The sequence below is a fragment of the Acinetobacter sp. YH12117 genome (genome assembly GCF_013418865.1).
GTDB lineage: Bacteria > Pseudomonadota > Gammaproteobacteria > Pseudomonadales > Moraxellaceae > Acinetobacter > Acinetobacter indicus.
In genome coordinates, this window is sequence record NZ_VPBF01000036.1 from 1 (window position 1) to 24,793 (window position 24,793).

Genomic DNA, 24,793 nt, shown 5'->3' on the forward strand with positions numbered 1-24,793 from the left:
ACCCTCGCTCCGCTCGACTTGCATGTGTTAAGCCTGCCGCCAGCGTTCAATCTGAGCCATGATCAAACTCTTCAGTTAAAATCATTTTGTCACTTTATTCGAAGTGACCAAATCTGGCTCATCAATTACTGACTTAAATTCGCTCAAATAAACTTCGAGTAATTTAAACCAATCAATTAATGAAAATATATTCGATTAATCAACCAGTAAAAATCCACACAAGTTGTTCTTCATAATCTCTTAATGATCTTTCCAACACCTCGTCAGTGCCAGAAGCTGGACTCAAAACACTTGATAACTCAGCGATCCGCTTCGTTCATCTCCGTGTATCTCGTCGGTATGGGGTGCATTCTAGAGGATTTCAGAATCATTGCAAGCCCCAATTCACTTTATTTTTCACGTATGTATCTTTTTTCTACGAAACAGCTAAAAAAACCGGTTTTTCACTTATTTTTTGCACAATTCAAAAGAAAAAATCCCGCGAACGGGATTTTTTGCTGTCTTTCTTTTTATCTTATTCAGTAAATTTCTGCGTGCTGTAATCCGCTGTTGGCAATTTACCGAGCGCTTTTTGTCCGGTTGTTCCCGGTAAACGCTCCACATATTGTAAAAACGCTTCGGCATAATCAAGGCCCACGTCCATACGGCGCTCGCCTGTCACCTCTTTCATGCTGCTATAGTAGTCCTGTCCATTGGCCAGGAAGTCGATAGTCACCACTTTATAGGTTCGATCCAAGACCAGTGCTTCATAACTACCGCTTGTATTACGCACTTCCAGCTGGCTAATACGCTGCCCTTTGGCCTGGGTTAAATCTACCTGCCAGCGTAAACCACCAGTATATGGATAACTGCCAGTATTTCTCTGCTCGACCACACCGCTAATCGCATCTTCCAGCGTGGCTTTAATTTCTGCACCAGTCATATCCAAACGGACCAGTGTATTTTTAAATGGCAGTACCTGATAGATTTTCTCTACGGTGACTGGACCTGCCGCGACATCCACACGCACCCCACCACCATTCTGGAATGACAGATCAGCATCAAAGTACACTTTACCTTGTTGCAAGAAGGCTTCGGCAATCATCTGCTGAATATCGCCGCCATGAGCAATGACATGCGGATTCTGGTTACAGATATCGCCCAGACTAGAACGGCTGGTATCGCGCTGCGTCCCCGGTACACGGCGTAAACACAGGTTATCGGTTGCCTGAGCCACCACCGTGCTGGCAAAATTCTGTTTCTGTTGTTGATATGGCAGCAGCACATTTAAGGTCGCGGTATATGGGCTGACCACCTGCATCGGAATATTCGCCGCTTTAAAACGCTCCAGCAGCGCCGCCTGTTCGGTTGCATTTAAGGCTTCAAACTGTTTGCTCTCGGTATTTTCACGCTTAAAGTCATCGCCCACTAAAATGTGCGGTGTGCCACTACACTGTTCCACCTGGCCTTGCGGATTGAACTTGACCTTTAAATCACCCACCACATAGCTGTACTGCCAGGCCTGGGCAATACAGACCAGATCACCATCTTTATTTCGCGCTTGGGTCGGATACGCACCACTCGGACTCAGGCCGACCGCCTCTAAACTGTCCGGACCTAATAAGGTATGTGAATCACCGCCGACAATCACATCAACATCAGTTAAAGCCGCAGCCAGTTGCTGATCCAGGGCAAAACCGGTATGGGTTTGCAGGATAATCTTGTGGATGCCTTGAGCTTTCAGGCGATCAATTTCCTGTTGAGCCGCTTCAACTTCATTGGCAAACGTAGTGTCACTGTTCGGCTGAGAGGCATTCTTGGTTTTGTCGGCAATGGTCAGGCCAATAATGGCAAACTTTTCACCGCCACGTTCAAATATAAACGACTTTTCAATGCGCTGGGTCTGATACAGCGGCGAAGATGGCCCAAAATTCACATTGGCCGATACAATACGGGTTGGTGTGGCACAGTTACCGGCATCCAGATAGTTAATAAATTTCTGTAGGCCTGCATCTTTGGCATCAAATTCATGGTTACCCAGCACAAAACTGTCAAAGCAGACCGTATTCATGGCATCTGCATCGGCCTTACCTTCAGAAAGGTTAAAGTATAGATCGCCAGTAATCGCATCCCCACTGTGTAGTTTGATCACATTCGGATATTCCTCTGCCAGACGGTTGATTAAACCGGCGACACGAGCAAAACCGCCCCGGCTGACGCTATAATTTTCTTCCTCAGCCCCTTGTGCCAGGCTAAAGTTCCAGTGCTCTTCATCTAAATGGGAGTGATGGTCATTGATATGCAGAATATTCAGTTCAACTGCTTTGCCCTCGACTACTGGTGTCGGTGCAGTAGTCTGACGGTCATTATCCCCGCAGGCTGTCATGAAAACAGAAAGACAGGCTATTGATAATATGGTTTTTTTATTCAATATATTCATCTGGCAATTACCCTGAGACTCAGTGTTTTAATTGGAATTGTCTGATTGAGTCTATGGCCTGAACATGTAAGGCAGATGAAAAAACGATCAAGATTTCATGACAATAGTTAAACCCGTTCGCGAATATGCTGCATCACCTCTAAGACCAGTGCCTGTTTACCGCGATAATCTTCGGCCGCAAACAGCAGTCTGGCTTTACGCGGCAGTTGCTCGTGAATCAGGGCAAATAGCTGATACATGGCCGACAGCTCTAATTGCTCAAACAGTGTCTTGACCGGTTGATAGGCAAACTGCTTTTCACTTTGCGGCTGATATTCAAACAGGAAACGTAAAATGGCATCCAGCTGCTGATCATGAGTATCGGTATTATAGGAATACATGCGCTCCCTCTGGCTCGAGTTTATTTTTTATATGGAAATGATGATCCGGATTTATTTATACGCCGGATTTTTGCAGCGGGCAACCATGGGGCAGATAGTGCTCCAGCTGCTCAAAAAACCGCTTTTTTTCAGGTCAAAGGCTAAATTTTGGATAAAAAAAAGAAAGAGATCTCTCCCAAAATCTCTCCCTCGGAGTTGAATCTTTTACGGATCCATATGTTATTGTCATTATTATTTTCGGCTATTTCCACGCTTCTTGGGGATGAAACGTCATCAAATAGCAATTTACCCTCTAGATATGTAGACACCACATATTTAGACGGATAAATCTTAAACATAAAATATGACAAAATCAAGACAATCGGAAAAATTTAATTCTTGTTTTTATAAGGTTTTTTTAAATTTAAATATTTAAATATCTTATAAGCAATATCTTGACATCCTCTCCGACCTAAAGGACGGAGATTCCTCCTGCGAGACGCCCATGTCCGAGCGCAAGAATATTCAGTGCTGAGTTTATATCTCTATCGTGGAATGTACCGCACTCCACACACTGCCATTCTCTTATTCCAAGTCCTGCTCTACCTTTCAGACTACTGGAGCGTGAGCCGCAGCACGAGCAAGTTTGGGTGGTATAGGCTTCATTGACTTCTTCATACCATACCCCTGCGTTCTCGCATTTATACTTGAGCATGGTTCTTAAGGTCGTCCAACCTGCATCGAGTACAGACTTAGCTAATTTTGTCTGTGCCAATGCTTTGGCATTCACATTACCAACGAAGATGGCTGCATGTTCATTCACCAGTTTATGACTGAATTGATGCAGCATATTTTGACGTAGATTTTTGATCTTGGCATGAATCGCTTTGACACGTTTTTTATTTCTTGCTCTTTGAGCAATACCAAGTTTTTGTTCATATTGACGATAGATTTTAGGGGCTTTGAACTTTACACCATCTGAGCAAGTCGCAAGGTCTTTGAGTCCTAGATCAATGCCAATTGAGGTTTTAGCGGTGGTTTTCTCTGTTTTAATTGAATCAACCACAAGACATACATACCAACGCCCTCGGCTATCCTCGACAAACGAGCCTGTTTTAACATTGTATTTACTTAGTCCGTAACTGTCCCATAGCTTGAATTGATGCTTGCCGTATTGGACATACCCATCGGCATATTTCACCGCCACTTTTTTAAATGGAATCCAACCGAGAGAACGTCTAGCGTTTTTTTTGTTACTGACACGCCATTTTAGCTTGGCTTTTTTAAATTGCTTTCTTCGAGTAACTAATTCTTCCGCAACTGCCTGTATGGTTTGGCTGTGCAAATTACACTCTTTTGATGTACCTTTCGTGTATTTAGCAATATCGTAAGCTGAAAAGAATTGTTGTTTTCTTTGCAAGTGTTTAAAACACAAATCATTGACATAGTTCCAGACAAAATTAACTTCAGATGCCAATTGGTCTAGCACCTTGCAATGTTTGTCTTTTATGCGTAATTTAAGTGTCTTCATCACTAAAATATATTTGGTCTATGGATAATAGTCAAGAGATTAGAACAGGTCGTCACTGTGTTTTTAATATGCACGTTCATTTAGTCTTTGTGGCTAAATATCGTAGAGATGTTTTTACCAAAGCTATGCTCGAAACTATGAATGAAGTATTCAAGCGCATTTGCTTAGACTTTGAAGCTAAGTTGGTAGAATTTGAGGGTGAGCATGATCATGTTCATTTACTTGTGAACTATCCACCAAAAGTAGCTATTTCTAGCTTGGTTAACAGCCTAAAAGGTGCATCTAGTCGTATTTTAAGAACTAAACACCCTGAAATTAAAAACAAATTATGGGGGAATGCTTTGTGGTCGCCTAGTTATTTCGCTGCATCGTGTGGAGGTGCTCCCATTGGGATTATTAAACAATATATCCAACAACAGCAAACACCGCATTAGCAATCCTAGCTAATCCCCACAAGGGGGACTAGCGGATTGCAGCCTTATATCCCCGCCCTGAAGGGCGAGGTTTTACGGCTAAAGGGAATAAAAAAAGCAGACCGAAGCCTGCTTTTTAATTCAAATACTTAACTGCGTTTTTAGTCGGTAAAGGTGACTTTGGCAATGGCCTTTTTACTGGCCTGTACAATCAAGGTCACGTTTTCTTTGACCGAGAATGAGGCATCGACTGGTTGCCAATCAACTTTCACTGCACCACGACCGACAGCATCTTTGGCTTGTGCCGCGTTTTTGGTTAAACCTGCTGCACGTAAAATAGAAGCAATGAAAATCTCGCCGCCATATTCGCCACGTGAAATGGTCACTTCTGGTGTACCTTCTGGCAATTCACCTTCGGTAATCAGGTTACCGGCACCTTTATGCGCATTGGCTGCAGCTTCCGCACCGTGGAAACGCTCGACCAGTTCCAGCGCCAGAATCTTTTTCACATCCTGCGGATTACGACCTTCAGCCACTTCTTTCAGTAATTGCTGGATTTCTGCCACAGACTTGAAGCTGAGCAGGTCAAAATAACGCTCAATCAGTGAATCCGGCATAGACAGCACTTTTTGATACATCGCGCCTGGGGCATCAAATACACCAATATAGTTGCCTAATGATTTCGACATCTTGTTGACGCCATCTAAACCTTCCAGAATTGGCACGGTAATACACACCTGTGCTTCCTGGTTATAACGGCCTTGTAAGGTACGTCCCATCAACAAGTTAAAGGTCTGGTCTGTACCACCTAACTCCACATCGGCTTGTAAGGCCACCGAGTCATAACCTTGTACCAATGGATACAAAAATTCGTGAATCGCGATCGGTTGTTGGTTGTTATAACGCTTGGTGAAGTCATCACGCTCCAGCATACGCGCCACAGTTTGCTGTGAGGCCAGTTGAATTAAATCGGCCGCTGTTTTACTAGCAAACCATTCCGAGTTAAACACCACTTTGGTTTTGTTTGGATCAAGAATCTTGAACACCTGTTCCTGATAGGTTTTGGCGTTTTCCAGTACCTGCTCGCGTGACAACGGCGGACGGGTCGCGCTCTTACCGGTCGGGTCACCAATCATGGCAGTATAGTCACCAATCAGGAAGAAGACCTCGTGCCCCAAATCCTGGAACACTTTCAGCTTGTTAATTAAAACCGTATGACCCAAATGCAGGTCAGGTGCAGTCGGGTCAAAGCCCGCTTTAATTTTTAAAGGACGGTTCTCTTTTAATTTCTTTAGAAGATCTTCTTCAGAAATAATTTCATGCGTACCTCGTTGGATGAGAGCAAGTTGTTCTTCAGCTGGCAAGAAATTTGACATCACAAAACCCAAACACATCAGTTATTCAATTTGTGCGATATACTAACACTTTTTCAGCACATTGCAGGCTTAAGAATAACCATGACAGCGATCTATATTGGGGTAATGACCGGCACAAGTATGGATGGTGTCGATATTGTTGCTGCTTCTTTTGATCCTTTACAGCTTCATGCCACCCTGACCCTGAGCTTCGATCCCGATTTACGCGATGAACTGATGGCCCTGACCCTGCCGGATGACAATGAAATTGACCGGATGGGCAAAGCCGATGTGGCGCTGGCGCAAATGATTGGACATGGCATTAACCGCCTGATTGAAGAACACCAGCTTGATCGCAGCCAGATTCGTGCCATTGGTTCACATGGCCAGACCATCCGCCACCGGCCTGAACATGGCTTTACCCTGCAAATTGGTGATCCAAATATTATTACCGAAATAACCCAGCTGCCGGTGGTCTCGGATTTCCGCCGGCGTGATATGGCTGCCGGTGGACAAGGTGCTCCGTTGGTACCAGCTTTTCATCAGGACGTGTTCCAGCATGACAGCATCCACCGGGTGATTCTGAATTTGGGCGGGATTGCCAATGTCAGCATGTTGCCTGCCGGACAGCCGGAAAAAGTCTATGGTTTTGATACCGGCCCGGCCAATATCCTGATGGATGCCTGGTGTGAACGCTACACCGGCCAGCCTTATGATGAAAACGGCAACTGGGCGGCTTATGGACAGCCAATTCGCAGTCTGCTGGACCGGCTACAGGCACATGAATATTTTTCCAAAGAGCCGCCAAAAAGCACCGGCCGTGAAGATTTTAACCTGGAATGGCTGGATGAACAGATTGCCGACTGGCGCAATGACCTGGCCTATCAGGAACTGGAAGATACCCCGGAAAATGTACAGGCCACCTTGTTAAAACTGACCACCCGCGCGATTAAAAAAGCCATTTACCGCTCGGGCATGGACACCGGTGAAGTCTATGTTTGTGGGGGCGGTGCCTATAATTCCTATTTACTGGAACAGCTGCGCTGGCGCTTACGCAAACATGAGTGGAGTGTACAGACCACGGCGGATTTAGGTATTAACCCGACCTGGGTGGAAGCCACTGCTTTTGCCTGGTTGGCGATGCGTTTTCTGAACCAGCAAAGTGGCAATTTCCCGGCTGTGACTGGGGCCAAAGGCTACCGGATTTTAGGAACATTGACCGCAGTCTAGGCCAATCTCTTTATATTAAAAAAGATATTAAAAAAGCCCTCAAAATAGAGGGCTGAGTATTTTAAAATTCTGCTTAAATCGAGAAAGAAGAACCACAGCCACACGTAGTCGTGGCATTCGGATTTTGAACCACAAAACGTGAACCTTCCAGACCTTCTAAATAGTCCACCACTGAACCGACCAGATATTGATAGCTAAGTGAATCGACCAGCATTTTTACGTCACCATTCACGAATTCAGCATCATCTTCATTCATGCTTTCAGCAAAGTTAAAACCGTAAGAGAAGCCCGAACAACCACCACCGGTCACATAAACGCGTAACATTAAATCTTGGTTGCCTTCACTGTCACGCAATTGGCGTACTTTGTTCGCAGCATTGTCAGTCAGCACAAGGGCTTGGGCATTCATGTCGGATTCCTCGTTCGATTCAAATGTCTTTTAACAGAAAAGACCACATATCAAGTATAACATACCCAATATATGGTCAGTCATGTTCAATTCAAAGTCAATTCAGACTAATTTTATCAAGATTGTTTGTAATTCTCATCCTGCAGGCCGCATTCGAAGTTTTTCGGATCCTGCTTACAGCGGAATTGCCACAGCAGCTTCATCATGCGTTTGTCATAAATGCCACGTTTGGTCAGGTCAATCCGCGCCTCACGCATCATCTTCTGATAGCCCGGTTTGTCGGCTGCCGGAATATTCATCCAGTATTTTTGCGGAATATCGGCTTTCATTTTACCCAAGATGTTAAAGGCACGTGGCAATTGACCTTTGACCCATTCCCGTGATTTCTGGCCAAAACCGGCCGGGAACTTGTTCGGGCGAATAATAATATTGCCAGTCACCTGTAAAATCGGATAATTCACAATCGCGCCTTTACTGCCCAAGCCCTTATGCAGCTCCAGTGGCTTAAACACGGCGGCCGGCGCACCAATAATATCGACCTGACCGTTATTGAATTTACTGCCGAAGTTGGTGACATCTGAACTGACTGCCTGCGCGCCAATCTGCTGCACCATAATTTTTTGTGCCTGGTCATAATCCAGGACCGCAATTTTTTTACCGGCAGCTTTGGCCACGGTATTAATACTGCGGTCATTGACCATTAAAAAGGCATCACCAACAGGCACTACACCAGCCACTTCATACTGGCCCTGAGTCATGAAGCGGGAAAATTTCGGACTGGCCAGTCCCTGCATGACTTTGACCGCCAGATTTAAATCGGGAATTGCACCAATCGCATCCAGAGAACCGGTAAAGCTGTTAAATTGACGCCCGCGCATACCGGTGACACTAATCCCGTCACATTTACCGGCTTTAAAATCTTCGGCAATTACCGCTTCATTCTGCCCGACGCGCAGTTCAATATCGGCGCCCCAGGCTTTGGCCGCCAGCTGATAGTCCAGCATCAGCGCATACACATCACCACTTTTTCCCACTAAATCAAAGACACACACTGTCTGCTTGGCCTGTGCTGCAGTCGCACCGAGTCCCATCACTGCAGCCAGTGCGATGCCTTGAGCATAATATTTCATTGATCTTTCCTTTATCGCTGTTCTTGTTGTTTTCAGTTGTACTGAATCGTGTTTAATGTTTTAAAAAGCTATTTTAGCGCATCCATCCTTGTTCTTTTTACCCTTGGAGATCACGCTCTCCTGCTCCTCCTGTCTGTATGCCTTTGATGAAACAACTCATCTCTATTTTTTAGGCTTGGGCAAAGATGAAACTATTATTTTTGATTAGCTTACGTGATTTGATCTGAACTGCAATGGCCCAAGTGACAAGGTTCCAGATGCAACAACCCGGCACAGATGCCGGGTTGTTTTTCCTTAAAAATGAAGCTTATTCACCGCCCAGTGAACACTCGAAGTTGGCTTTATCGACAGAACAGCGGGCACGTTTGAGTACGCTCATCATCGACGCATCATAAATACCGCGCTTGGTCATATCCATCCGCCCTTCACGTAACAGTTTCTGGTATTTGGTTTTCTCTTCCGCGCTCAGGTTCATTTTGTATTTGGCTGGAATGCCTGCTTCCAGACGTTTAATCATGCCCAAACTTTTTGGCAGATTTTTCGAGAACCAGTCACGCGATTTCTGGCCAAAACCAGCCGGGAATTTCTCCGGACTAATTACTAAATCAGCCGTCACATGCAGTACCGGGAAATTAAACATGGCGCCTTTGCTGCCCAAGCCTTTATAGATTTCCAGCGGCTTATAGGCATAGGCTGGCGCACCAACCATATCGACCTGGCCATTATTAAATTTCGCCACAAAGTTAGACACATCGGAGATTACCGCCTGAGCACCGACACGTTGCACCATAATTTTTTGTGCATCGTCATAGCCCAGTACCGCAAATTTCTTGCCGGCAGCTTTTTCAATCGAATCAATATTCTTGTCACGGACGAAAATAAAGGCCGAACCTAAAGGTGCAATTCCCGCCACTTCATATTTTTTACCCCCCAGATTGGTGACCATTTTGCCGGCATTACGTTTGTCCAGGGCAAAAGTAATCGCACGTTGGGCAATGGCATTGCTGGGCACACCGCCCAGCGCATCAATTGAACCGGCAAATTTATTGTACTGACGGGCACGCATCGCAGTCAGGAAAACCGCATCACATTTGCCAGCTTTAAAGTCATTATCGGCCACGGCTTCATCCTGACGGGGAATCAGGTTGATGTCTGCGCCCCAGCCTTTCGCGGCCAGCGCCCATTCCTGGGCCATTTGATAAGATTCACCAGATTTGCCGAGTAAATCGAAGATACATACATCGACCTTGGCTGCCTGAGCATTGCTGGCCATACCCAAAGTAGCCAGCGCAGAAAGCGCGAGAATTGTTTTTTTCATTGTATTTGTCCTTACAGAATCGTCTTTCATCAAGAGTGTCCATACACTTGCTGAATATTAAGCAACTTGTTTTTAAAAAAATAGAGCTTTTACTCCAAATATTTTTAAATCGTGACCAATTCAATTTATACAGCTGCTGATCTCAAACCCACAAATTGCAGAGATCAGCAGCATTTTCAATGGCTTAAAAATTTCAGGTAGCGCGGCGAAAATTTACACATCGTGGCCACTTTTTTACAAACTTATAACCATTTTCTCTATTCACCGCCAAGTGAACATTCAAAATTGGTGCGTTCTACCGTACAACGTGCCCGTTTCAGTACCCGCATCATCGAGCCATCATAAATGCCTTTTTCAGTCAGTTCGATGCGGCCATCACGTAGCAGTTTCTGGTATTTGTCCTGATCTTCCTTGCTGAGTCGGGTGCGGTATTTATTTGGAATTTCCGCTTCCAGACGTTTCACCATGGCAAAGTTTTTCGGAATCTGCTGGACAAACCAGCGCCGGGACTGCACTGCAAAACCATCTGCGAATTTTTCTGGCCGGATAATCAGGTCCGCCGTGACATTGACCACCGGAAAATCAATCATGGCACCGCGTGTGCCCAAACCTTTTTCAATTTCCAGCGGTTTAAAGGCATAGGCCGGTGCGGCCACAATATCAACCTCGCCCTGATTAAACTTGCGTACAAAATTGGAAATATCGGAATCGACTGCAATACCACCGACCCGCTCCACCATCATTTTTTGTGCCGGATCATAATGCAGAATCGCAAATTTCCGGTTTTTGATGTGCTCAACCGAGTTCATGGCCCGATCTTTAACAAAAATATAGGCCGAGCCAATCTGGCCGATGCCAGCCACTTCAAAGGTTTCCTGGCCAATCCGGGTCACCAGACGGCGGTTATTGCGCCGGTCCAGCACATAACTAATGGCTTTCTGGGCAATGCTATTACTTGGCACACCGCCCAGTGCATCAATCGAACCGGCAAATTTATTGTATTGCCGCGCCCGCATTGAGGTCATATAGGCACCATCACACTTGCCCGCCTTAAAATCGCGCTCGACCTGGGCTTCATCCTGATAGGCTTTCAGACTGACATTGCTGCCCCAGCGCTTGCTGGCCAAGGCCCATTCTTCCAGCAATTTATAGGATTCTCCGGCCCGTCCCAACAGATCAAAAACACAGACCTGCAGATTGGCCTGAGCCAGGCCACTGACGCCACACAAGGCCAGTGTCGACAACAACAAAACTCCGTTTTTCATTTTTGTCACCGTACATTTGTTTTTGTTTTTTATCAGAAATTTTAATATATCGGGCTTGGTTTTATAAAAAAAACCTGCATAGCCGCTTTCCGATAGATGACACGGCGCCCGCTTTTTCATTATTTTTTTCGATGTGTTGCTGTAGCACCTGAAATAAACTGCGCCAGCTTTTTGTTTTCCAGAGCGCATCCTTTAGAATAGGCGCATTCTGTTCCTGAGTTTAGTGAGTCCAATGATTCAATTTGACCAAGTCTCTTTACGCCGTGGTGGTCGTGTCTTATTTCAAAAAGCGTCCATGCAGATCCATCCGGGTTGGAAAGTTGGCCTCACCGGAGTCAATGGCGCCGGCAAATCGACCTTATTTGCCGCCTTATTGGGAGAACTGGGGGCAGATGAAGGCAGCCTGACCCGTCCATCGGGCTGGACCGTTGCGCACATGGCCCAGGAAGTCAAAGCCCTAGATATGCCGGCGCTGGATTTTGTGTTATCGGGCGATGAAGAATATTGGCAGATTCAGAAACAGCTGGCACAACCTGAACAGCTCAGTAACAGCGAACTGGCACAATTACATGGCCGTTTTGATGAAATTCATGGCTATTCTGCCCCATCTAAAGCCGCCCAGCTGATGGCTGGTTTAGGTTTTATGGAACATCAGCTACGTCTGGATGTCTCCAGTTTCTCCGGTGGATGGCGCATGCGTTTAAATCTGGCACGCACCCTGATGAGCCGCTCCGACTTACTACTTCTGGATGAGCCAACCAACCACTTGGATCTGGATGCCATTTTATGGCTTGAAGACTGGCTCAATGCCTATGAAGGCACTTTAATCCTGATTTCACATGACCGCGATTTTCTCGATGCAGTGACCGATCATATCCTGCATATTGAAAATCAGGAACTGACCTTATATACCGGCAATTACTCGACCTTTGAAGTGACCCGCAGCGAACGTCTGGCCCAGCAGCAACAGGCCTTTGAAAAGCAGGTTGAAGCCCGCGCACATCTGCAAAAATTTATTGACCGTTTTAAAGCCAAAGCCACCAAGGCGCGTCAGGCGCAAAGCCGGATTAAACAGCTGGAAAAAATGCAGTTGCTGGCACCGGCGCATGTCGATACCCCGTTTACCTTCAGTTTCCGTGAACCCACCAAAATGAGTTCACCCTTACTGACTCTGGATCAGGCAGAAATTGGCTATCCGGGCAAAAGTATTGCCAGCAAAATCAGTCTGCAGATTACCCCAAGCTCGCGTATTGGCCTGCTGGGCATGAACGGCGCCGGCAAATCTACTCTAATTAAATCACTGGTTGGTGATTTAGCGCTTTTAAATGGCCAGCGCAAAGCCTCTGAACTGCTGAATATTGGTTACTTTGCCCAGCATCAGATGGATGCACTGGATGCGCAGGCCAGCCCGATGCTGCAATTGTCACGTCTGGCCGACAAACAGATCAGTGAAGCCACCCTACGTTCGTTCCTCGGCAGTTTTGGTTTTAGCGGCGAACGTATGGATACGCCGTGCGAAAGCTTCTCCGGCGGTGAACGCGCCCGTCTGGCCTTGGCCCTGATTGTCTGGCAGCGCCCGAATGTACTGATTCTGGATGAACCGACCAACCATCTGGATTTAGACATGCGTCATGCCCTGAGCATGGCCTTACAGGACTTTGAAGGCGCAGTGGTACTGGTATCGCACGAACGTCAGCTAATCGCCAGTGTCTGTGATGACCTGCTGTTGGTGCATGCCGGACGCTGTACTGAATTTTCCGGTGATTTGCAGGATTATGCCAAATGGTTACGTGAGGCCCGTCAGCAGCAGATCAATGCCCAAACCGCATTGGCACAGGCCAGCGCAAGTACCAACAAGACTGCCGCACCGGCCAAAGTTGATAAAGAAGCACAGCGCAAACTGGCGGCGCAGCGCCGTGAAGAAACCCGTCCGCTGCGGAAAAAAATTGAACAATGTGAAAGCCAGATTGAAAAAATCCAGCCCCGTCTGGCCAGTATTGAAGAACAGCTGGCTGACAGCAGCCTGTATGAAGCTTCGCGTAAAGAAGATCTGCTCAAGCTGATGAATGAACAGACCAGCTTAAAAGCCACGCTGGAACAGGCCGAAGAAACCATGCTGGAACTGATGATGGAACTGGAAACCCTGGAACAATCATTCCAGAACAGTTAATCCCGTTTCTTCCGAAACCTTCCCCTCAAGATAGCCCCAGTGGCTATCTTTTTTATTTCCACTTTATGATCACTCCTCTTTTTAGCCCGTCTGTTTTCTTTAAAAAGATCAAGGAGGATGCTCACCAATAGCTGTTTTCCTCTCCGTTTTAGCTCTGATTGCACTTACTGAACTGCAATATAAAGCCCTCTTGCACACAGCTTGGCCGGTTTTTTTATACATAAATTTACAGCCGCGCATCTCATCATGAAGAAATGTGGCCGGCTCAATGCGCGGGTCTGGCCTTCTGCTAGCCAAGAGAGGAAATTCTATGCGTGCCTTAACCTATCATGGAACCCGAGATGTAAGAGTTGAATCGGTGCCTGACCCAATTATTCAGGAACCGGATGATGTCATCCTTCGCGTCACCGCTACTGCCATTTGTGGCTCAGATCTGCATTTATATCGCGGTAAAATTCCGGCCACAGAACACGGCGATATTTTTGGCCATGAATTTATGGGCGTGGTCGAAGAAGTCGGCCCCGAGGTCACGGCAGTAAAAAAAGGCGACCGGGTGATTATTCCCTTTGTGATTGCTTGTGGTCACTGCTTTTTCTGTGAACATGAGCTGACTGCCTCCTGTGAAAATACCAATACGGGCCGCGGCGCCATTCTGAATAAAAAACAGATTCCACCGGGTGCAGCGCTGTTTGGCTACAGTCATCTTTATGGCGGCGTGCCGGGTGGACAGGCCGATTATGTGCGAATCCCCAAAGGCAATATCGGTCCTTTTAAAGTTCCCGGTTCACTGCCAGATGAAAAAGTGCTATTCCTGACCGATATTCTGCCAACCGCATGGCAGGCGGTGACCAATGCACAAATTGGCAAAGGCTCCAGTGTAGCCATTTATGGTGCCGGACCCGTGGGATTACTGTCAGCGGCCTGTGCACGGATGCTTGGCGCTGAACAGATTTTTATGGTCGATCATCACCATTACCGGCTGCAGTTTGCCCATGAAACCTATGGCGCGATTCCAGTCAATTTTGATGAAATGGATGCGGCCGAGTTTATTATTGACAATACTCCCGGCCATCGGGGTGTCGATGCGGTCATTGATGCAATTGGTTTTGAAGCCAAAGGCAGCATGATTGAAACCGTGATGACCAACCTGAAACTGGAAGGCTCCAGCGGCTTTGCCCTGCGCCAGTGTATTGCCGCAGTGCGCCGTGGCGGCGTGGTCAGTGTGCCGGGCGTCTATGCCGGTCCAATTCACGGTTTCCTGTTCGGTGATGCCTTTGATAAAGGCCTGACCTTCAAGATGGGCCAGACCCATGTGCATCGGTACCTGCCCGAATTACTGGAACGGATTGAAAATGGCGACCTGTCCCCCGAAGTGATTATTACCCACCGTATGAAACTGGCCGATGCTGCCGAGGGCTATCGTATTTTTGATCAACGCGAACAGGATTGCCGCAAAATTATTCTCACGCCCTAATCCATCGCGCCAACAAAAAAGCGCCCGCAGGCGCTTTTTTTAAATCATGCCCTTAGGCATCAATATCGGCATTCAGGGCGTTCTCTTCAATAAAAGCACGACGTGGTTCCACATCATCGCCCATTAAACATGAGAACATCCGATCTGCTTCAATCGCATCTTCAATGGTCACCTGCAGCATATGACGGTTTTCCGGGTCCATGGTGGTTTCCCAAAGCTGCTCGGCATTCATTTCACCCAGACCTTTATAACGCTGGATCATCATGCCGCGGCGTGAGTCCTGCAGAATATGCTGCCAGACCTGATGGAAGCTGTTGACCTGAATCTTGCGCTCGCCTTTTTGCAAGTACGCGCCTTCTTCAATCAGGCTAAACCAGCTCTTCGAGTTCTTCAGCAAACGTGCGTACTCACCCGAACCGAGTAAACCGGCATCCAGCAAATAGGCATGTGGCAGGTTATGCACATAAATGGTAATACGTGGCCAGTAAATCGCAGACTTCTGTCCTTCCGCATCTTCTTTGTCAAAGGTTTCGATGCTGAGTTCAGGACGTAAACTGCTTTGAGTGGCCGCGATATAGGCACACAGCTGCTCACCCCAAGCCTGTACATAATCCAGATCATGCGCCTGATCCAGCTTGAACGCCTCTTGCGCCAGCAAACCATCTAACAGGCTGGCTGGATAACGCAAGGTTAAACGGCTCAGGCTCTTTTGCGAGGTCTGATAATCGGCAATCACCGAAGCCAGTGCTTCACCACGAATCGCCGGTGCATCTGCGCTGACATGCAGGGCCAGTTCATCAATGGCATTGGAAATCAGATAGGTTTCCAGTGCTTCATTGTCTTTAATGTACTGTTCCTGCTTACCTTTTTTCAGCTTGTACAGCGGTGGCTGGGCAATATAGATATGACCACGTTCCACCAGCTCCGGCATTTGACGAAAGAAGAACGTCAGCAGCAAGGTACGGATGTGCGAACCATCGACGTCGGCATCGGTCATGATAATGATTTTGTGATAACGCAGCTTGTCCGGGTTATATTCTTCACGGCCAATTCCGCAGCCCAGTGCAGTAATCAAGGTGCCGACTTCTGCCGATGAAATCATCTTGTCAAAACGGGCACGTTCCACGTTCAGGATCTTACCTTTTAGCGGTAAAATCGCCTGCATTTTACGGTTACGGCCTTGCTTGGCTGAACCACCCGCAGAGTCACCCTCGACCAGATACAGTTCAGATAAAGCTGGATCTTTTTCCTGACAATCGGCCAGTTTACCCGGTAAACCGGCAATATCCAGCGCGCTCTTACGACGGGTCATTTCACGTGCTTTACGCGCTGCATCACGGGCACGCGCTGCATCAATAATCTTGCCGGCAATCGATTTGGCCGCTTGCGGGTTTTCCAGTAAATATTCCGAGAAGGATTTATTCATGGCCTGCTCGACTGCAGGTTTTACCTCACTCGACACCAGTTTTTCTTTGGTCTGTGAAGAGAATTTTGGATCAGGCACTTTCACCGAAATAATTGCGGTCAAACCTTCACGTGCGTCATCCCCGGAAACCACCACTTTCTCTTTTTTGAGCAGGTTTTCGTTTTCCATGTAGCTGTTTAAACCACGGGTCAACGCGGCACGGAAACCGGCTAAATGGGTACCGCCATCTTTTTGCGGAATATTGTTGGTAAAGCAGCGTACATTTTCCTGATAAGAATCATTCCATTGCAACGCAACTTCAACTCCAATGCCATTTTCTGCCTGCACGGTAAAATGGAAAATATCATTCAGATGGTTTTTGCCTTCGTTAATATATTTCACGAACTCAGACAGACCACCTTCATAGTCATAGATATGTTCCAGGTTAATACGCTCATCTTTCAGAACAATACGTACACCGGCATTCAGGAACGACAGTTCACGTAAACGGCGCGCCAGAATATCGACATTAAAAATGGTCTGGCTGAAAGTCTCGGCGCTTGGCCAGAAACGAACCATGGTTCCGGTCTCTTCTGTTTCACCAACCACAGTTAATGGATATTGCGGATCACCATGACGGTATTCCTGCTGATGAATCTGACCGGCACGTTTAATGGTCAGTTCCAGTTTGCTCGACAGGGCGTTTACCACCGATACCCCGACCCCGTGCAGACCGCCCGACACTTTATAACTGTTGTCGTCGAACTTACCGCCGGCGTGCAGGATGGTCAGAATCACCTCGGCAGCCGATACGCCTTCTTCCGGGTGAATGTCGGTTGGAATGCCGCGACCGTTATCGGCCACAGATACCGATTCATCTTCATGAATAGTGACTAGAATCTCGTCACAATGGCCGGCAAGCGCTTCGTCAATCGCGTTATCGACCACCTCGAACACCATGTGGTGCAAACCGGTACCATCATCTGTATCACCGATATACATGCCCGGGCGTTTACGAACAGCATCTAGGCCACGTAATACTTTGATACTAGAGGAATCATAAGCCTTTTCATTGGTTTGTTCTGTTTGAGTGGCAGATTGATCTTCTGAACTCATGGTTTCTCCCTAGTAAAAACTGGTCTATCCAAAGATAAAAAACTATTGCACAACAACTTGAACAGTACCGTTTTCAACATTGAATAATTGATAGGAAATAGACAAATCATGTAAGTGATTCTGCACTGATTCATGGTCTAAGGTGGTAATAAAAACTTGACTACCAAGTTGGCTCAATCGCTCAATTAAACGTCGTTGTGCGGTTAAATCTAATTCTGCTGTCAGATCATCTAATAATACCACAGTTTCCTTATTGCACGCATGCAGCATTGCAATCTGTGACAGTTTTAAAGCCATGATCAATAACTTTTTTTGTCCGCGTGACAGCACCACATCGGCATCGCCCGTCGCTGTTTTTAAACGTAAATCTGCGCGATGCGGTCCATATTCGGTATAACGGCGCTCCACATCTTTCTGATGATGATTGACCAAATCGCTCATTAAACCCGGTTCCGGATGAAATCCCGGATGGTATTCCAGGCGAATATTTAAATCGGGCAACAACTGCTGTAAATCCTGCTGAAAATAATGCTGCCACTGCTCGATAATACTGTAGCGTTGCAGATGCAGCATTTCACCATACTGGCTCAGCATCTGGTTCCACGGTTCCAGCTCGGCCAGGCTTAAATGACGCCGGGTTTTTAGTAAGCTGTTACGCTGTTTTAAGGCCCGCGAATAGTATTGCCAGGCATGATAAAACTCTGGTTCCACGTGGAACATCATCCAGTCCAGCAACTGCCGGCGCGGTTTGGCGCCGTGGTCGATAATATCGGTACTTTGCGGATCAATCAGTTGTAGCGGCAGCAGTTTGGCCAGCTGCCCCTGGGTGGCAATATGATCACCATTGACCTTAATCAGTTGTTCCCCAGACAGCAGTTTTTGCATGCCGATTTTTTCGGTGGGCGACTGGGCAAATACAATCGCATCTTGGGCATCATGCTGAATATAGTTTTTGGGGATATGGGTACGGAAGGAACGACCGGTGGCCAGTAAATGAATGGCCTCCAGAATCGAGGTTTTACCGGAGCCATTGGCACCATAAAAGACATTAAACGGCTGCAACCCGACGAGTGCAACCGCTTTTAAGTTTCGAACACGTTCTATATTTAAACGCGTAATATGCATAATCGTGTCAGATCACATACAAGCTTAGACACGCATCGGCATCACAACATAGGTTTGATCTTGCTGCGCTGGGTCTTGCACCAGTACCGACTGGTTGGCTTCGGTCATGGTCATTGCCACATCATCACCATCCAGTGCACCTAATACATCCAGCAGATATTGAGCATTGAACGACATTTCCAGCGGTGCATTGTTGTATTGCACGGCCAGGTCTTCAATCGCTTCATCCTGCTCCGGGTTGTTGGCACGTAATTGCAGTGAATCTGCATTAAAGTTCAGGAATACGCCGCGTAATTTTTCATTACTTAAAATCGCCACACGCTGTAACGACTGCTTGAAGACATCATGTGCAATCATCACCACTTTATCGCCACCACGTGGAATCACACGGCGGTAATCCGGGAATTTACCATCAATTAACTTGGTGGTGAAACGTACGGTAATATCACCCTGCTCTTTGTCACGGCTTGGCACGGAAATGGTTACATTTAACAGTTCACGACCAATTAACAAAGACAGCTGCTCATCTTCAATACTGAGCAAACGCTGTAATTCACCCACGGCTTTACGTGGCACAATTGCCTGAATTGGCTGCGTCGCATTTGAAGAGGCACCGGTTTCACATAATGCCAAACGGTGGCCATCGGTAGTCACAGCGCGCAGCTGGTTTTCATCAATTTCCAGCAAGGTGCCGGTCAAATAGAAACGTACATCCTGCACCGCCATGGCAAAGGCAGTTTTTTCAAATAAACGTTTTAATTCACGCTGAGTCACCGCTACCTGTGTGCCTTGAGTATTTTCAGTGGCCAATAACGGATAATCTTCGGCTGGTAAAGTCCCCAACACGAAACGGCTGTTGCCTGATTTTAAAATACAGCGCTGATCTTCAGTAATCTGCAGGTCAATTAAAGCCGCAGTCGGCAAAGATTTACAGATATCCATCAGTTTACGTGCCGGCACTGTGGTCTCACCCGCCTGTAAACATGCACCTTCAGCCAGAACCGTACTGGCCACCAGCTCAACTTCCAGATCGGAACCGGTAATGGTCAGCGCCTGTTCGGTCACCTGAACTTTCACGTTAGATAAAATGTTTAACGTATGGCGACGTTCAACCGCTCCTACAACATGTGATAGAACATTGAGTAAGCTTTCTTTGGCGATTTTTAAACGCACGGTACATTCCTCTAACAACTGAAGATGATGAAGATAAAAATTAATTTTTTAGCAGTGTACTATGCGGCAGAATATGCCGCATTGCAAGAACAGAATTTGACCAAACCGGCCTAACTTTGCAACAGGCGTTGCAGGTTTTTATAGTCCTCGTTGAAGATTGGATCTTCTTCGCGCAGGCTTTGTACTTTCTCGCAGGCATGCATCACGGTACTGTGGTCACGACCACCAAAAGCCATGCCAATTTCAGGGAAACTGTCCCCGGTCAGTTCACGGGCCAGCCCCATCGCCAGCTGTCGTGGACGGGCATAAATCCGGGTACGTTTTGGCCCGACCAATTCTTTGAGTGGGATACGGAAATATTCACTGACCACACGCTGGATATTTTCGGTACTGATGGTACGCGCACGAATCGCCAGCACATCTTTTAGAGATTCACGCACCACATCCAGATCAATCGCGGTGCCTTTAAAACGGGAAATTGCGACCACCTTATTTAAGGCGCCTTCCAGTTCACGCACGTTGGCGACCACCTGCTGGGCAATAAACAAGGCACAGTTGCGCGGTAAATCGACGCCACTGCTTTCGGCTTTCTTTAATAGAATTTCAATCCGGGTTTCAATATCGGGCGGTTCTACCCCCACCGACAGGCCCCAGGAAAAACGCGATACCAGACGTGGGTCCAGTTCGGTCAGTTCTTTTGGATAACGGTCCGACGTCAGAATAATCTGCTTGGATTCATCCAATAAGGCATTAAAGGTATAGAAAAACTCCACCAGACTGGCTTCTTTACCGGCCAGCAAATGAATGTCATCCACCAAGAGCAGATCGAGTGAACGGCAATTTTTCTTGAATTCTTCAACCTTGCCCTGCTGTAGCGAGCTAACAAAGTCATGTACAAAGCTTTCAGCAGTCATATACATGACCCGGGCATTCGGCTTGGCCTGCAGCAAGGCATTCCCCACCGCTTGCATCAAGTGGGTTTTACCCAGACCGGTCGGGCCATATAAAAATAGCGGGTTATGTTGTGAAGCGCCCAGATGGGTCAATACTTTACGGCAGGTTTCTGCCGCCATCTGGTTAGAACGGCCTTCTACAAATAAAGAAAAGGTAAATAAAGGGTTTAACTGACGCTTGCGGCTGTTTTTGCTGCCACTCTCTTCTTTGTCCTTTTTTGGACGGCTGACCGGTGCCGGTGCTGACTCTAAAGCAGCGGTGGTGGTCGCTGGCTGTTCACTGGCCGATAAAATGGCGCCCGGACGGGAATCGACCAGGATTTCAACTTTACGTACCCGTCCTTCAGACAGTTGTTCGGCCAGAATCGTGATCAGCTCAAGATGATGTTCCTGAATATAGCGGGTCCAATACGGGTTCGGTGCATATAAACGTAAAGTATCTTCTGATTCTTCTGCAACTAATGGGCGAATCCACATCGTAAAGACATTCCCAGAGAGCTCTTGTCGCAAGCGATTTAAGCAGTCCGTCCAAAGCATGTGAAAACCCCTATTTATTCCATTTTAAATTTAAAACGCATTCGTCCGCTGCAAGCGGGTCGCCATTCTAACCAAGTTATCCACATCTGTCATGAGAAATTGAGCGAATTTAGCCAAAAAACAAACATCAAGATCTAAATTTAAATTTAAAAGCTGGTGTGGATAAGTTTATCCGCAAGCTGTGGATAAAATATAGCATAAAGTTATCCACAATGTATTAAAAATATAAAAACACAGTTATCCACATGCAAAGTCTATGTTTTTTAAATTTAAAAATTGCTTTTCCACATAAAAAAGCCACCCTAATAAGAATAAATTTAAATTTATAAATTTGAATTTATATATTAGAGCGTGCTCGGATGTGGATAAACTGAAAATAAATTTAAATTCGAATTTAAACCTGTAGAGAATAAATTTATTCACATGGTCTTGTGGATAATTATGTGAATAATATTGTTTATAACTTATTTTGTATTTTTTAACAATAGGATAGCTTGTGAATAAGCCAGAATATGTACAATTGCCTATTCCTGGATAAACTTAAGGCCTTTTATAAAAATTAGGCTTATTTAAAGGAAAACCGTGTTTTTGATTGACAGCTCAAGCAATGAGCACTAAAATCGCGGACCTTTATAGAAAGATCATTTTTGGAGTTTCGACATGAAACGTACATTCCAACCATCTGAATTAAAGCGTAAACGCGTTCATGGTTTCCGTGCTCGTATGGCTACTAAAGCTGGTCGTCAAGTATTAGCTCGCCGTCGTGCAAAAGGTCGTCACAGCTTAACTGTTTAATCAGTCACGCTGCATCGACTTGGGTGTTATGACATCACTTTATGGCTTCAGCACAGAGCTTCGTATACGCTGTGCTGCCGATTATAAAGATGTGTTTAATGGTGCGCTTTTTAAAGTGCATCAACCCCATTTCTTATTTCTGGCAAAACCGTCCGAACTGCTGAACAGCCGTTTGGGTATTGTTGTTGCCAAGAAAAAAGTGCGTCGTGCACACGAAAGAAATCGAGTAAAACGACTTGCTCGCGAAAGTTTTCGCCTGCATCAACAGCAATTTGCTGTGCTGGATATTGTGGTGATGCCCAAAATGGGGATTGAAACAGTGCCAAATGCAGAGTTACATCAGCAATTACAATTTGCTTGGCAGAAATTGCACCGCCTTGCCAAAAAGCATTCTAAAATAGCTCCCTCCCCACATCAGTAGAGATGACCAATGGTACGTTTACTGCATTGGTTGATTCGTTTCTATCAGATTGCGATTAGTCCGCTTCTTGGACCACGTTGTCGCTATATTCCAACCTGTTCTCAATATGCCCTGGAAGCAGTCCAGATCCATGGGGCCGGACGTGGTGTGTGGCTGGCGACTAGACGTATCTGTCGTTGTCATCCGTGGGGTGGTTCGGGCTATGACCCTGTACCGGCCAAAGCAATTCGTTTTATTTCATTTCAGCAAATAGATTCTCAAACGGGTCACATTGCTGTACCCTTTCGTGAACGTTTATTGAACCAAAATCACTCTAACCACTTGGGGTAATAGATATGCAACAATGGGCCAGGATTGCAATTCTCGGGGCCATGTTTGTTGTCGCTTATTTGCTCATTTTGGCTTGGCAAAAAGATTATGGAAATGCTGAAACCCAACCACAGCAACAGGCTGCGGTGGTTTCACATGAAGTGTCTGCAGATTTGCCAAATGGCCAAACCGCTACAGCAGCTTCTGATGTACCGCAGGCAAATATTTCAGCGCAGCAGACTCAAACCACAGATGCCACTGCACCTGTAAGTCAGCAGCTTATTTCAGTACAAACTGACCTTTATCATCTTTGGATCAATCCAAAAGGTGGTGATATTGTTCGTGTTGAATTACTCAATCATGACAAAAATAAAGACAGTGATGCACCGTTTGTAATGCTTGAAAGCGATGACAAACGTACCTATGTCGCTCAGTCAGGCCTGATTGGTCTGAATGGACCAGACAGCAGCCGTAATGGTCGTCCAAACTATGAAGTTGAAAAATTAAGCTATAGCCTGGAAGATGCCAAAGCCGTTCAGAATCAGGACGGTGAAGCGGTGAAAGTGTTAAATGTACCAATGGTGTACAAAACTGCTGACGGTGTAGAAATTATCAAGACCTTCAGCTTCAAGCAAGGCGAATATCCGATTGTGGTCAACCACAAAGTGGTAAACCGCAGTGGCCAGAACTGGCAAGGTCAAATGTTTGGTCAGATCAAACGCGATAACTCGGATGATCCGGGTAAATCGGACCAGGGCATTTTCACTTTGGGTACCTTCCTGGGCGGCGCCTGGGGGACACCGGATGAACACTACAACAAGCTGAAATTCGACAACTTCACTGAAGAAAAACTGAATGTTGAAGCGACTGGCGGCTGGGTTGCGGTGGTACAGCACTACTTCGTGAGTGCATGGGTGCCGGGTAACCTGAAACTGACCCAGGCCGATGGCCAACCGTATAGCGCCAAGCTGGAATCGCGTAAATCAGGCGATAATATGAATATTATCGGCTTTACTTCGCCAACCATTAATGTACCGGCGGGTACAGTGGCAGAAGTCGATGCGACCTTCTATAGCGGTCCAAAAATCCAGTCAGAGCTGAAAGATCTGGCCACTGGTCTGAATCAGACTGTGGATTATGGCTGGTTATGGCCAATTGCCAAACTGCTGTTTGTAGGCTTGGAATTCTTCCACGGCTTAGTGGGGAACTGGGGCTGGGCAATTATTCTGTTGACCATTCTGGTGAAGCTGATTCTGTGGCCATTATCGTCGAAGAGCTACCGTTCTATGGCGAAAATGCGTGTGATTGCACCTGAAATGCAGCGCATGAAAGAAGAGTTCGGTGAAGACCGGATGCGCTTCTCGCAAGAGATGATGGCCCTGTACAAACGTGAACAGGTCAATCCGCTGGCCGGCTGTTTACCGCTGTTACTGCAAATGCCAATCTTCCTGGCCCTGTACTGGGTACTGATGGAATCTGTAGAGCTGCGTCATGCGCCATGGTTACTCTGGATTCAGGATTTATCGGCAATGGATCCTTGGTTTATCTTGCCGCTGATCATGGGTGCGACCATGTATATCCAGCAAATGCTGAACCCGCAGCCGACCGATCCTATGCAGGCTAAAGTCTTCCGCATTATGCCAGTGATCTTTACTGTGTTCCTGCTGTTCTTCCCGGCGGGTCTGGTGTTGTACTGGATTGTCAACAACCTGATCACCATCTTGCAGCAAGGCCTGATCAACAAATCTGTTGAGAAAGACCGTGCCAAACGTGATGAAGCGACCCCAGTCAACTAAGTTGTACTGACGAGCTGAATAAATCCGCTTAAGATGATACTCTTAGGCGGATTTTTTTTGGCCCGACTTTAAGCATTGCGACAGGTGAAT

The 24,793-nt window shown here is 46.6% G+C and carries 20 protein-coding genes and 1 rRNA gene; 8 read left to right on the forward strand and 13 right to left on the reverse strand.

Annotated elements, in window-relative coordinates:
- From FTU55_RS11830 to FTU55_RS11845, 4 genes are all read right to left on the reverse strand, one after another.
- Window positions 1–78 (reverse strand): 16S ribosomal RNA (locus FTU55_RS11830); the annotation flags it as partial.
- Between the two features lie 436 nt (window positions 79–514).
- Entirely contained in the window at window positions 515–2,419 is a 1,905-nt protein-coding gene (locus FTU55_RS11835; RefSeq protein WP_180047183.1) for a bifunctional UDP-sugar hydrolase/5'-nucleotidase, read from the reverse strand.
- A 107-nt stretch (window positions 2,420–2,526) separates the two neighbouring features.
- Entirely contained in the window at window positions 2,527–2,799 is a 273-nt protein-coding gene (locus tag FTU55_RS11840) for a hypothetical protein (protein ID WP_005181154.1), read from the reverse strand.
- 451 nt (window positions 2,800–3,250) lie between these two features.
- Window positions 3,251–4,309 (reverse strand): RNA-guided endonuclease TnpB family protein, encoded by a 1,059-nt coding sequence (locus FTU55_RS11845; RefSeq protein ID WP_034586922.1) that lies wholly within the window; start codon window positions 4,307–4,309, stop codon window positions 3,251–3,253.
- A 20-nt stretch (window positions 4,310–4,329) separates the two neighbouring features.
- On the opposite strand from FTU55_RS11845, the gene tnpA reads away from it, so the two are divergent.
- The gene (tnpA, locus tag FTU55_RS11850; RefSeq protein WP_104490858.1) at window positions 4,330–4,743 is read left to right on the forward strand and encodes an IS200/IS605 family transposase; all 414 of its coding nucleotides are present in this window, start codon (window positions 4,330–4,332) and stop codon (window positions 4,741–4,743) included.
- Window positions 4,744–4,883: 140 nt separating this feature from the next.
- Here the strand turns inward: tnpA and tyrS are convergent, their stop codons facing one another.
- Window positions 4,884–6,116, reverse strand: a complete 1,233-nt coding sequence (gene tyrS / locus FTU55_RS11855) for a tyrosine--tRNA ligase (RefSeq protein ID WP_180047185.1) — start codon at window positions 6,114–6,116, stop codon at window positions 4,884–4,886.
- Between the two features lie 63 nt (window positions 6,117–6,179).
- On the opposite strand from tyrS, the gene FTU55_RS11860 reads away from it, so the two are divergent.
- Window positions 6,180–7,307 carry an anhydro-N-acetylmuramic acid kinase gene (locus FTU55_RS11860; RefSeq protein WP_005181147.1) on the forward strand — a complete coding sequence of 376 codons (1,128 nt, stop codon included), beginning with the start codon at window positions 6,180–6,182 and terminating at the stop codon, window positions 7,305–7,307.
- Window positions 7,308–7,380: 73 nt separating this feature from the next.
- Here FTU55_RS11860 and erpA read toward each other — a convergent pair whose 3' ends face one another.
- The 4 genes from erpA to FTU55_RS11880 all read right to left on the reverse strand — a co-directional run bounded on the left by erpA (window position 7,381) and on the right by FTU55_RS11880 (window position 11,429).
- Complete coding sequence (erpA, locus tag FTU55_RS11865) at window positions 7,381–7,716, reverse strand: iron-sulfur cluster insertion protein ErpA (RefSeq protein ID WP_005181144.1); 336 nt, start codon at window positions 7,714–7,716, stop codon at window positions 7,381–7,383.
- 116 nt (window positions 7,717–7,832) lie between these two features.
- Complete coding sequence (locus FTU55_RS11870; protein ID WP_171066731.1) at window positions 7,833–8,807, reverse strand: putative solute-binding protein; 975 nt, start codon at window positions 8,805–8,807, stop codon at window positions 7,833–7,835.
- Window positions 8,808–9,153: 346 nt separating this feature from the next.
- Window positions 9,154–10,164, reverse strand: coding sequence for a putative solute-binding protein (locus tag FTU55_RS11875; protein WP_016659761.1), 1,011 nt, complete (start codon window positions 10,162–10,164; stop codon window positions 9,154–9,156).
- Window positions 10,165–10,421: 257 nt separating this feature from the next.
- Window positions 10,422–11,429 (reverse strand): putative solute-binding protein, encoded by a 1,008-nt coding sequence (locus tag FTU55_RS11880; RefSeq protein ID WP_180047187.1) that lies wholly within the window; start codon window positions 11,427–11,429, stop codon window positions 10,422–10,424.
- A 232-nt stretch (window positions 11,430–11,661) separates the two neighbouring features.
- Between FTU55_RS11880 and FTU55_RS11885 the strand changes: the two genes are divergently transcribed.
- Both FTU55_RS11885 and FTU55_RS11890 read left to right on the forward strand, forming a co-directional pair.
- Complete coding sequence (locus tag FTU55_RS11885; protein WP_127800781.1) at window positions 11,662–13,599, forward strand: ATP-binding cassette domain-containing protein; 1,938 nt, start codon at window positions 11,662–11,664, stop codon at window positions 13,597–13,599.
- 310 nt (window positions 13,600–13,909) lie between these two features.
- A complete protein-coding gene (locus FTU55_RS11890) occupies window positions 13,910–15,073 on the forward strand; it encodes a zinc-dependent alcohol dehydrogenase (RefSeq protein WP_005181133.1) in 1,164 nt (387 codons plus the stop codon).
- 52 nt (window positions 15,074–15,125) lie between these two features.
- Here FTU55_RS11890 and gyrB read toward each other — a convergent pair whose 3' ends face one another.
- The 4 genes from gyrB to dnaA form a co-directional block, all read right to left on the reverse strand.
- On the reverse strand, window positions 15,126–17,594 hold the full coding sequence (gene gyrB / locus FTU55_RS11895; protein ID WP_104470783.1) for a DNA topoisomerase (ATP-hydrolyzing) subunit B: 2,469 nt from the start codon (window positions 17,592–17,594) through the stop codon (window positions 15,126–15,128).
- A 42-nt stretch (window positions 17,595–17,636) separates the two neighbouring features.
- Entirely contained in the window at window positions 17,637–18,719 is a 1,083-nt protein-coding gene (gene recF, locus FTU55_RS11900) for a DNA replication/repair protein RecF (RefSeq protein WP_005181126.1), read from the reverse strand.
- A gap of 24 nt (window positions 18,720–18,743) precedes the next feature.
- Entirely contained in the window at window positions 18,744–19,892 is a 1,149-nt protein-coding gene (gene dnaN / locus FTU55_RS11905) for a DNA polymerase III subunit beta (RefSeq protein ID WP_016659767.1), read from the reverse strand.
- A gap of 110 nt (window positions 19,893–20,002) precedes the next feature.
- Window positions 20,003–21,382, reverse strand: a complete 1,380-nt coding sequence (dnaA, locus tag FTU55_RS11910) for a chromosomal replication initiator protein DnaA (RefSeq protein ID WP_005181121.1) — start codon at window positions 21,380–21,382, stop codon at window positions 20,003–20,005.
- 660 nt (window positions 21,383–22,042) lie between these two features.
- Between dnaA and rpmH the strand changes: the two genes are divergently transcribed.
- Genes rpmH through yidC form a run of 4 tightly spaced genes read left to right on the forward strand, consistent with a single transcriptional unit; the run spans window position 22,043 to window position 24,703 of the window.
- The gene (gene rpmH / locus FTU55_RS11915; protein ID WP_000831329.1) at window positions 22,043–22,177 is read left to right on the forward strand and encodes a 50S ribosomal protein L34; all 135 of its coding nucleotides are present in this window, start codon (window positions 22,043–22,045) and stop codon (window positions 22,175–22,177) included.
- 28 nt (window positions 22,178–22,205) lie between these two features.
- On the forward strand, window positions 22,206–22,598 hold the full coding sequence (gene rnpA / locus FTU55_RS11920) for a ribonuclease P protein component (protein WP_180047189.1): 393 nt from the start codon (window positions 22,206–22,208) through the stop codon (window positions 22,596–22,598).
- 9 nt (window positions 22,599–22,607) lie between these two features.
- On the forward strand, window positions 22,608–22,928 hold the full coding sequence (gene yidD / locus FTU55_RS11925; protein WP_045795963.1) for a membrane protein insertion efficiency factor YidD: 321 nt from the start codon (window positions 22,608–22,610) through the stop codon (window positions 22,926–22,928).
- 5 nt (window positions 22,929–22,933) lie between these two features.
- Window positions 22,934–24,703 (forward strand): membrane protein insertase YidC, encoded by a 1,770-nt coding sequence (gene yidC, locus FTU55_RS11930; protein WP_075168111.1) that lies wholly within the window; start codon window positions 22,934–22,936, stop codon window positions 24,701–24,703.
- Window positions 24,704–24,793 lie beyond the last annotated feature (90 nt).

Bases quoted from the DNA above. Each gene is read 5' to 3' on its own strand.
- recF (WP_005181126.1), bottom strand. From the start codon at position 18,719: ATGCATATTACGCGTTTAAATATAGAACGTGTTCGAAACTTAAAAGCG.
- FTU55_RS11880 (WP_180047187.1), bottom strand. From the start codon at position 11,429: ATGAAAAACGGAGTTTTGTTGTTGTCGACACTGGCCTTGTGTGGCGTC.
- gyrB (WP_104470783.1), bottom strand. From the start codon at position 17,594: ATGAGTTCAGAAGATCAATCTGCCACTCAAACAGAACAAACCAATGAA.
- FTU55_RS11835 (WP_180047183.1), bottom strand. From the start codon at position 2,419: ATGAATATATTGAATAAAAAAACCATATTATCAATAGCCTGTCTTTCT.
- tyrS (WP_180047185.1), bottom strand. From the start codon at position 6,116: ATGTGTTTGGGTTTTGTGATGTCAAATTTCTTGCCAGCTGAAGAACAA.
- yidD (WP_045795963.1), top strand. From the start codon at position 22,608: ATGGTACGTTTACTGCATTGGTTGATTCGTTTCTATCAGATTGCGATT.
- FTU55_RS11890 (WP_005181133.1), top strand. From the start codon at position 13,910: ATGCGTGCCTTAACCTATCATGGAACCCGAGATGTAAGAGTTGAATCG.
- FTU55_RS11870 (WP_171066731.1), bottom strand. From the start codon at position 8,807: ATGGGACTCGGTGCGACTGCAGCACAGGCCAAGCAGACAGTGTGTGTC.
- erpA (WP_005181144.1), bottom strand. From the start codon at position 7,716: ATGAATGCCCAAGCCCTTGTGCTGACTGACAATGCTGCGAACAAAGTA.
- FTU55_RS11860 (WP_005181147.1), top strand. From the start codon at position 6,180: ATGACAGCGATCTATATTGGGGTAATGACCGGCACAAGTATGGATGGT.
- rpmH (WP_000831329.1), top strand. From the start codon at position 22,043: ATGAAACGTACATTCCAACCATCTGAATTAAAGCGTAAACGCGTTCAT.
- yidC (WP_075168111.1), top strand. From the start codon at position 22,934: ATGCAACAATGGGCCAGGATTGCAATTCTCGGGGCCATGTTTGTTGTC.
- tnpA (WP_104490858.1), top strand. From the start codon at position 4,330: ATGGATAATAGTCAAGAGATTAGAACAGGTCGTCACTGTGTTTTTAAT.
- rnpA (WP_180047189.1), top strand. From the start codon at position 22,206: ATGACATCACTTTATGGCTTCAGCACAGAGCTTCGTATACGCTGTGCT.
- FTU55_RS11845 (WP_034586922.1), bottom strand. From the start codon at position 4,309: ATGAAGACACTTAAATTACGCATAAAAGACAAACATTGCAAGGTGCTA.
- FTU55_RS11885 (WP_127800781.1), top strand. From the start codon at position 11,662: ATGATTCAATTTGACCAAGTCTCTTTACGCCGTGGTGGTCGTGTCTTA.
- FTU55_RS11840 (WP_005181154.1), bottom strand. From the start codon at position 2,799: ATGTATTCCTATAATACCGATACTCATGATCAGCAGCTGGATGCCATT.
- dnaA (WP_005181121.1), bottom strand. From the start codon at position 21,382: ATGCTTTGGACGGACTGCTTAAATCGCTTGCGACAAGAGCTCTCTGGG.
- FTU55_RS11875 (WP_016659761.1), bottom strand. From the start codon at position 10,164: ATGAAAAAAACAATTCTCGCGCTTTCTGCGCTGGCTACTTTGGGTATG.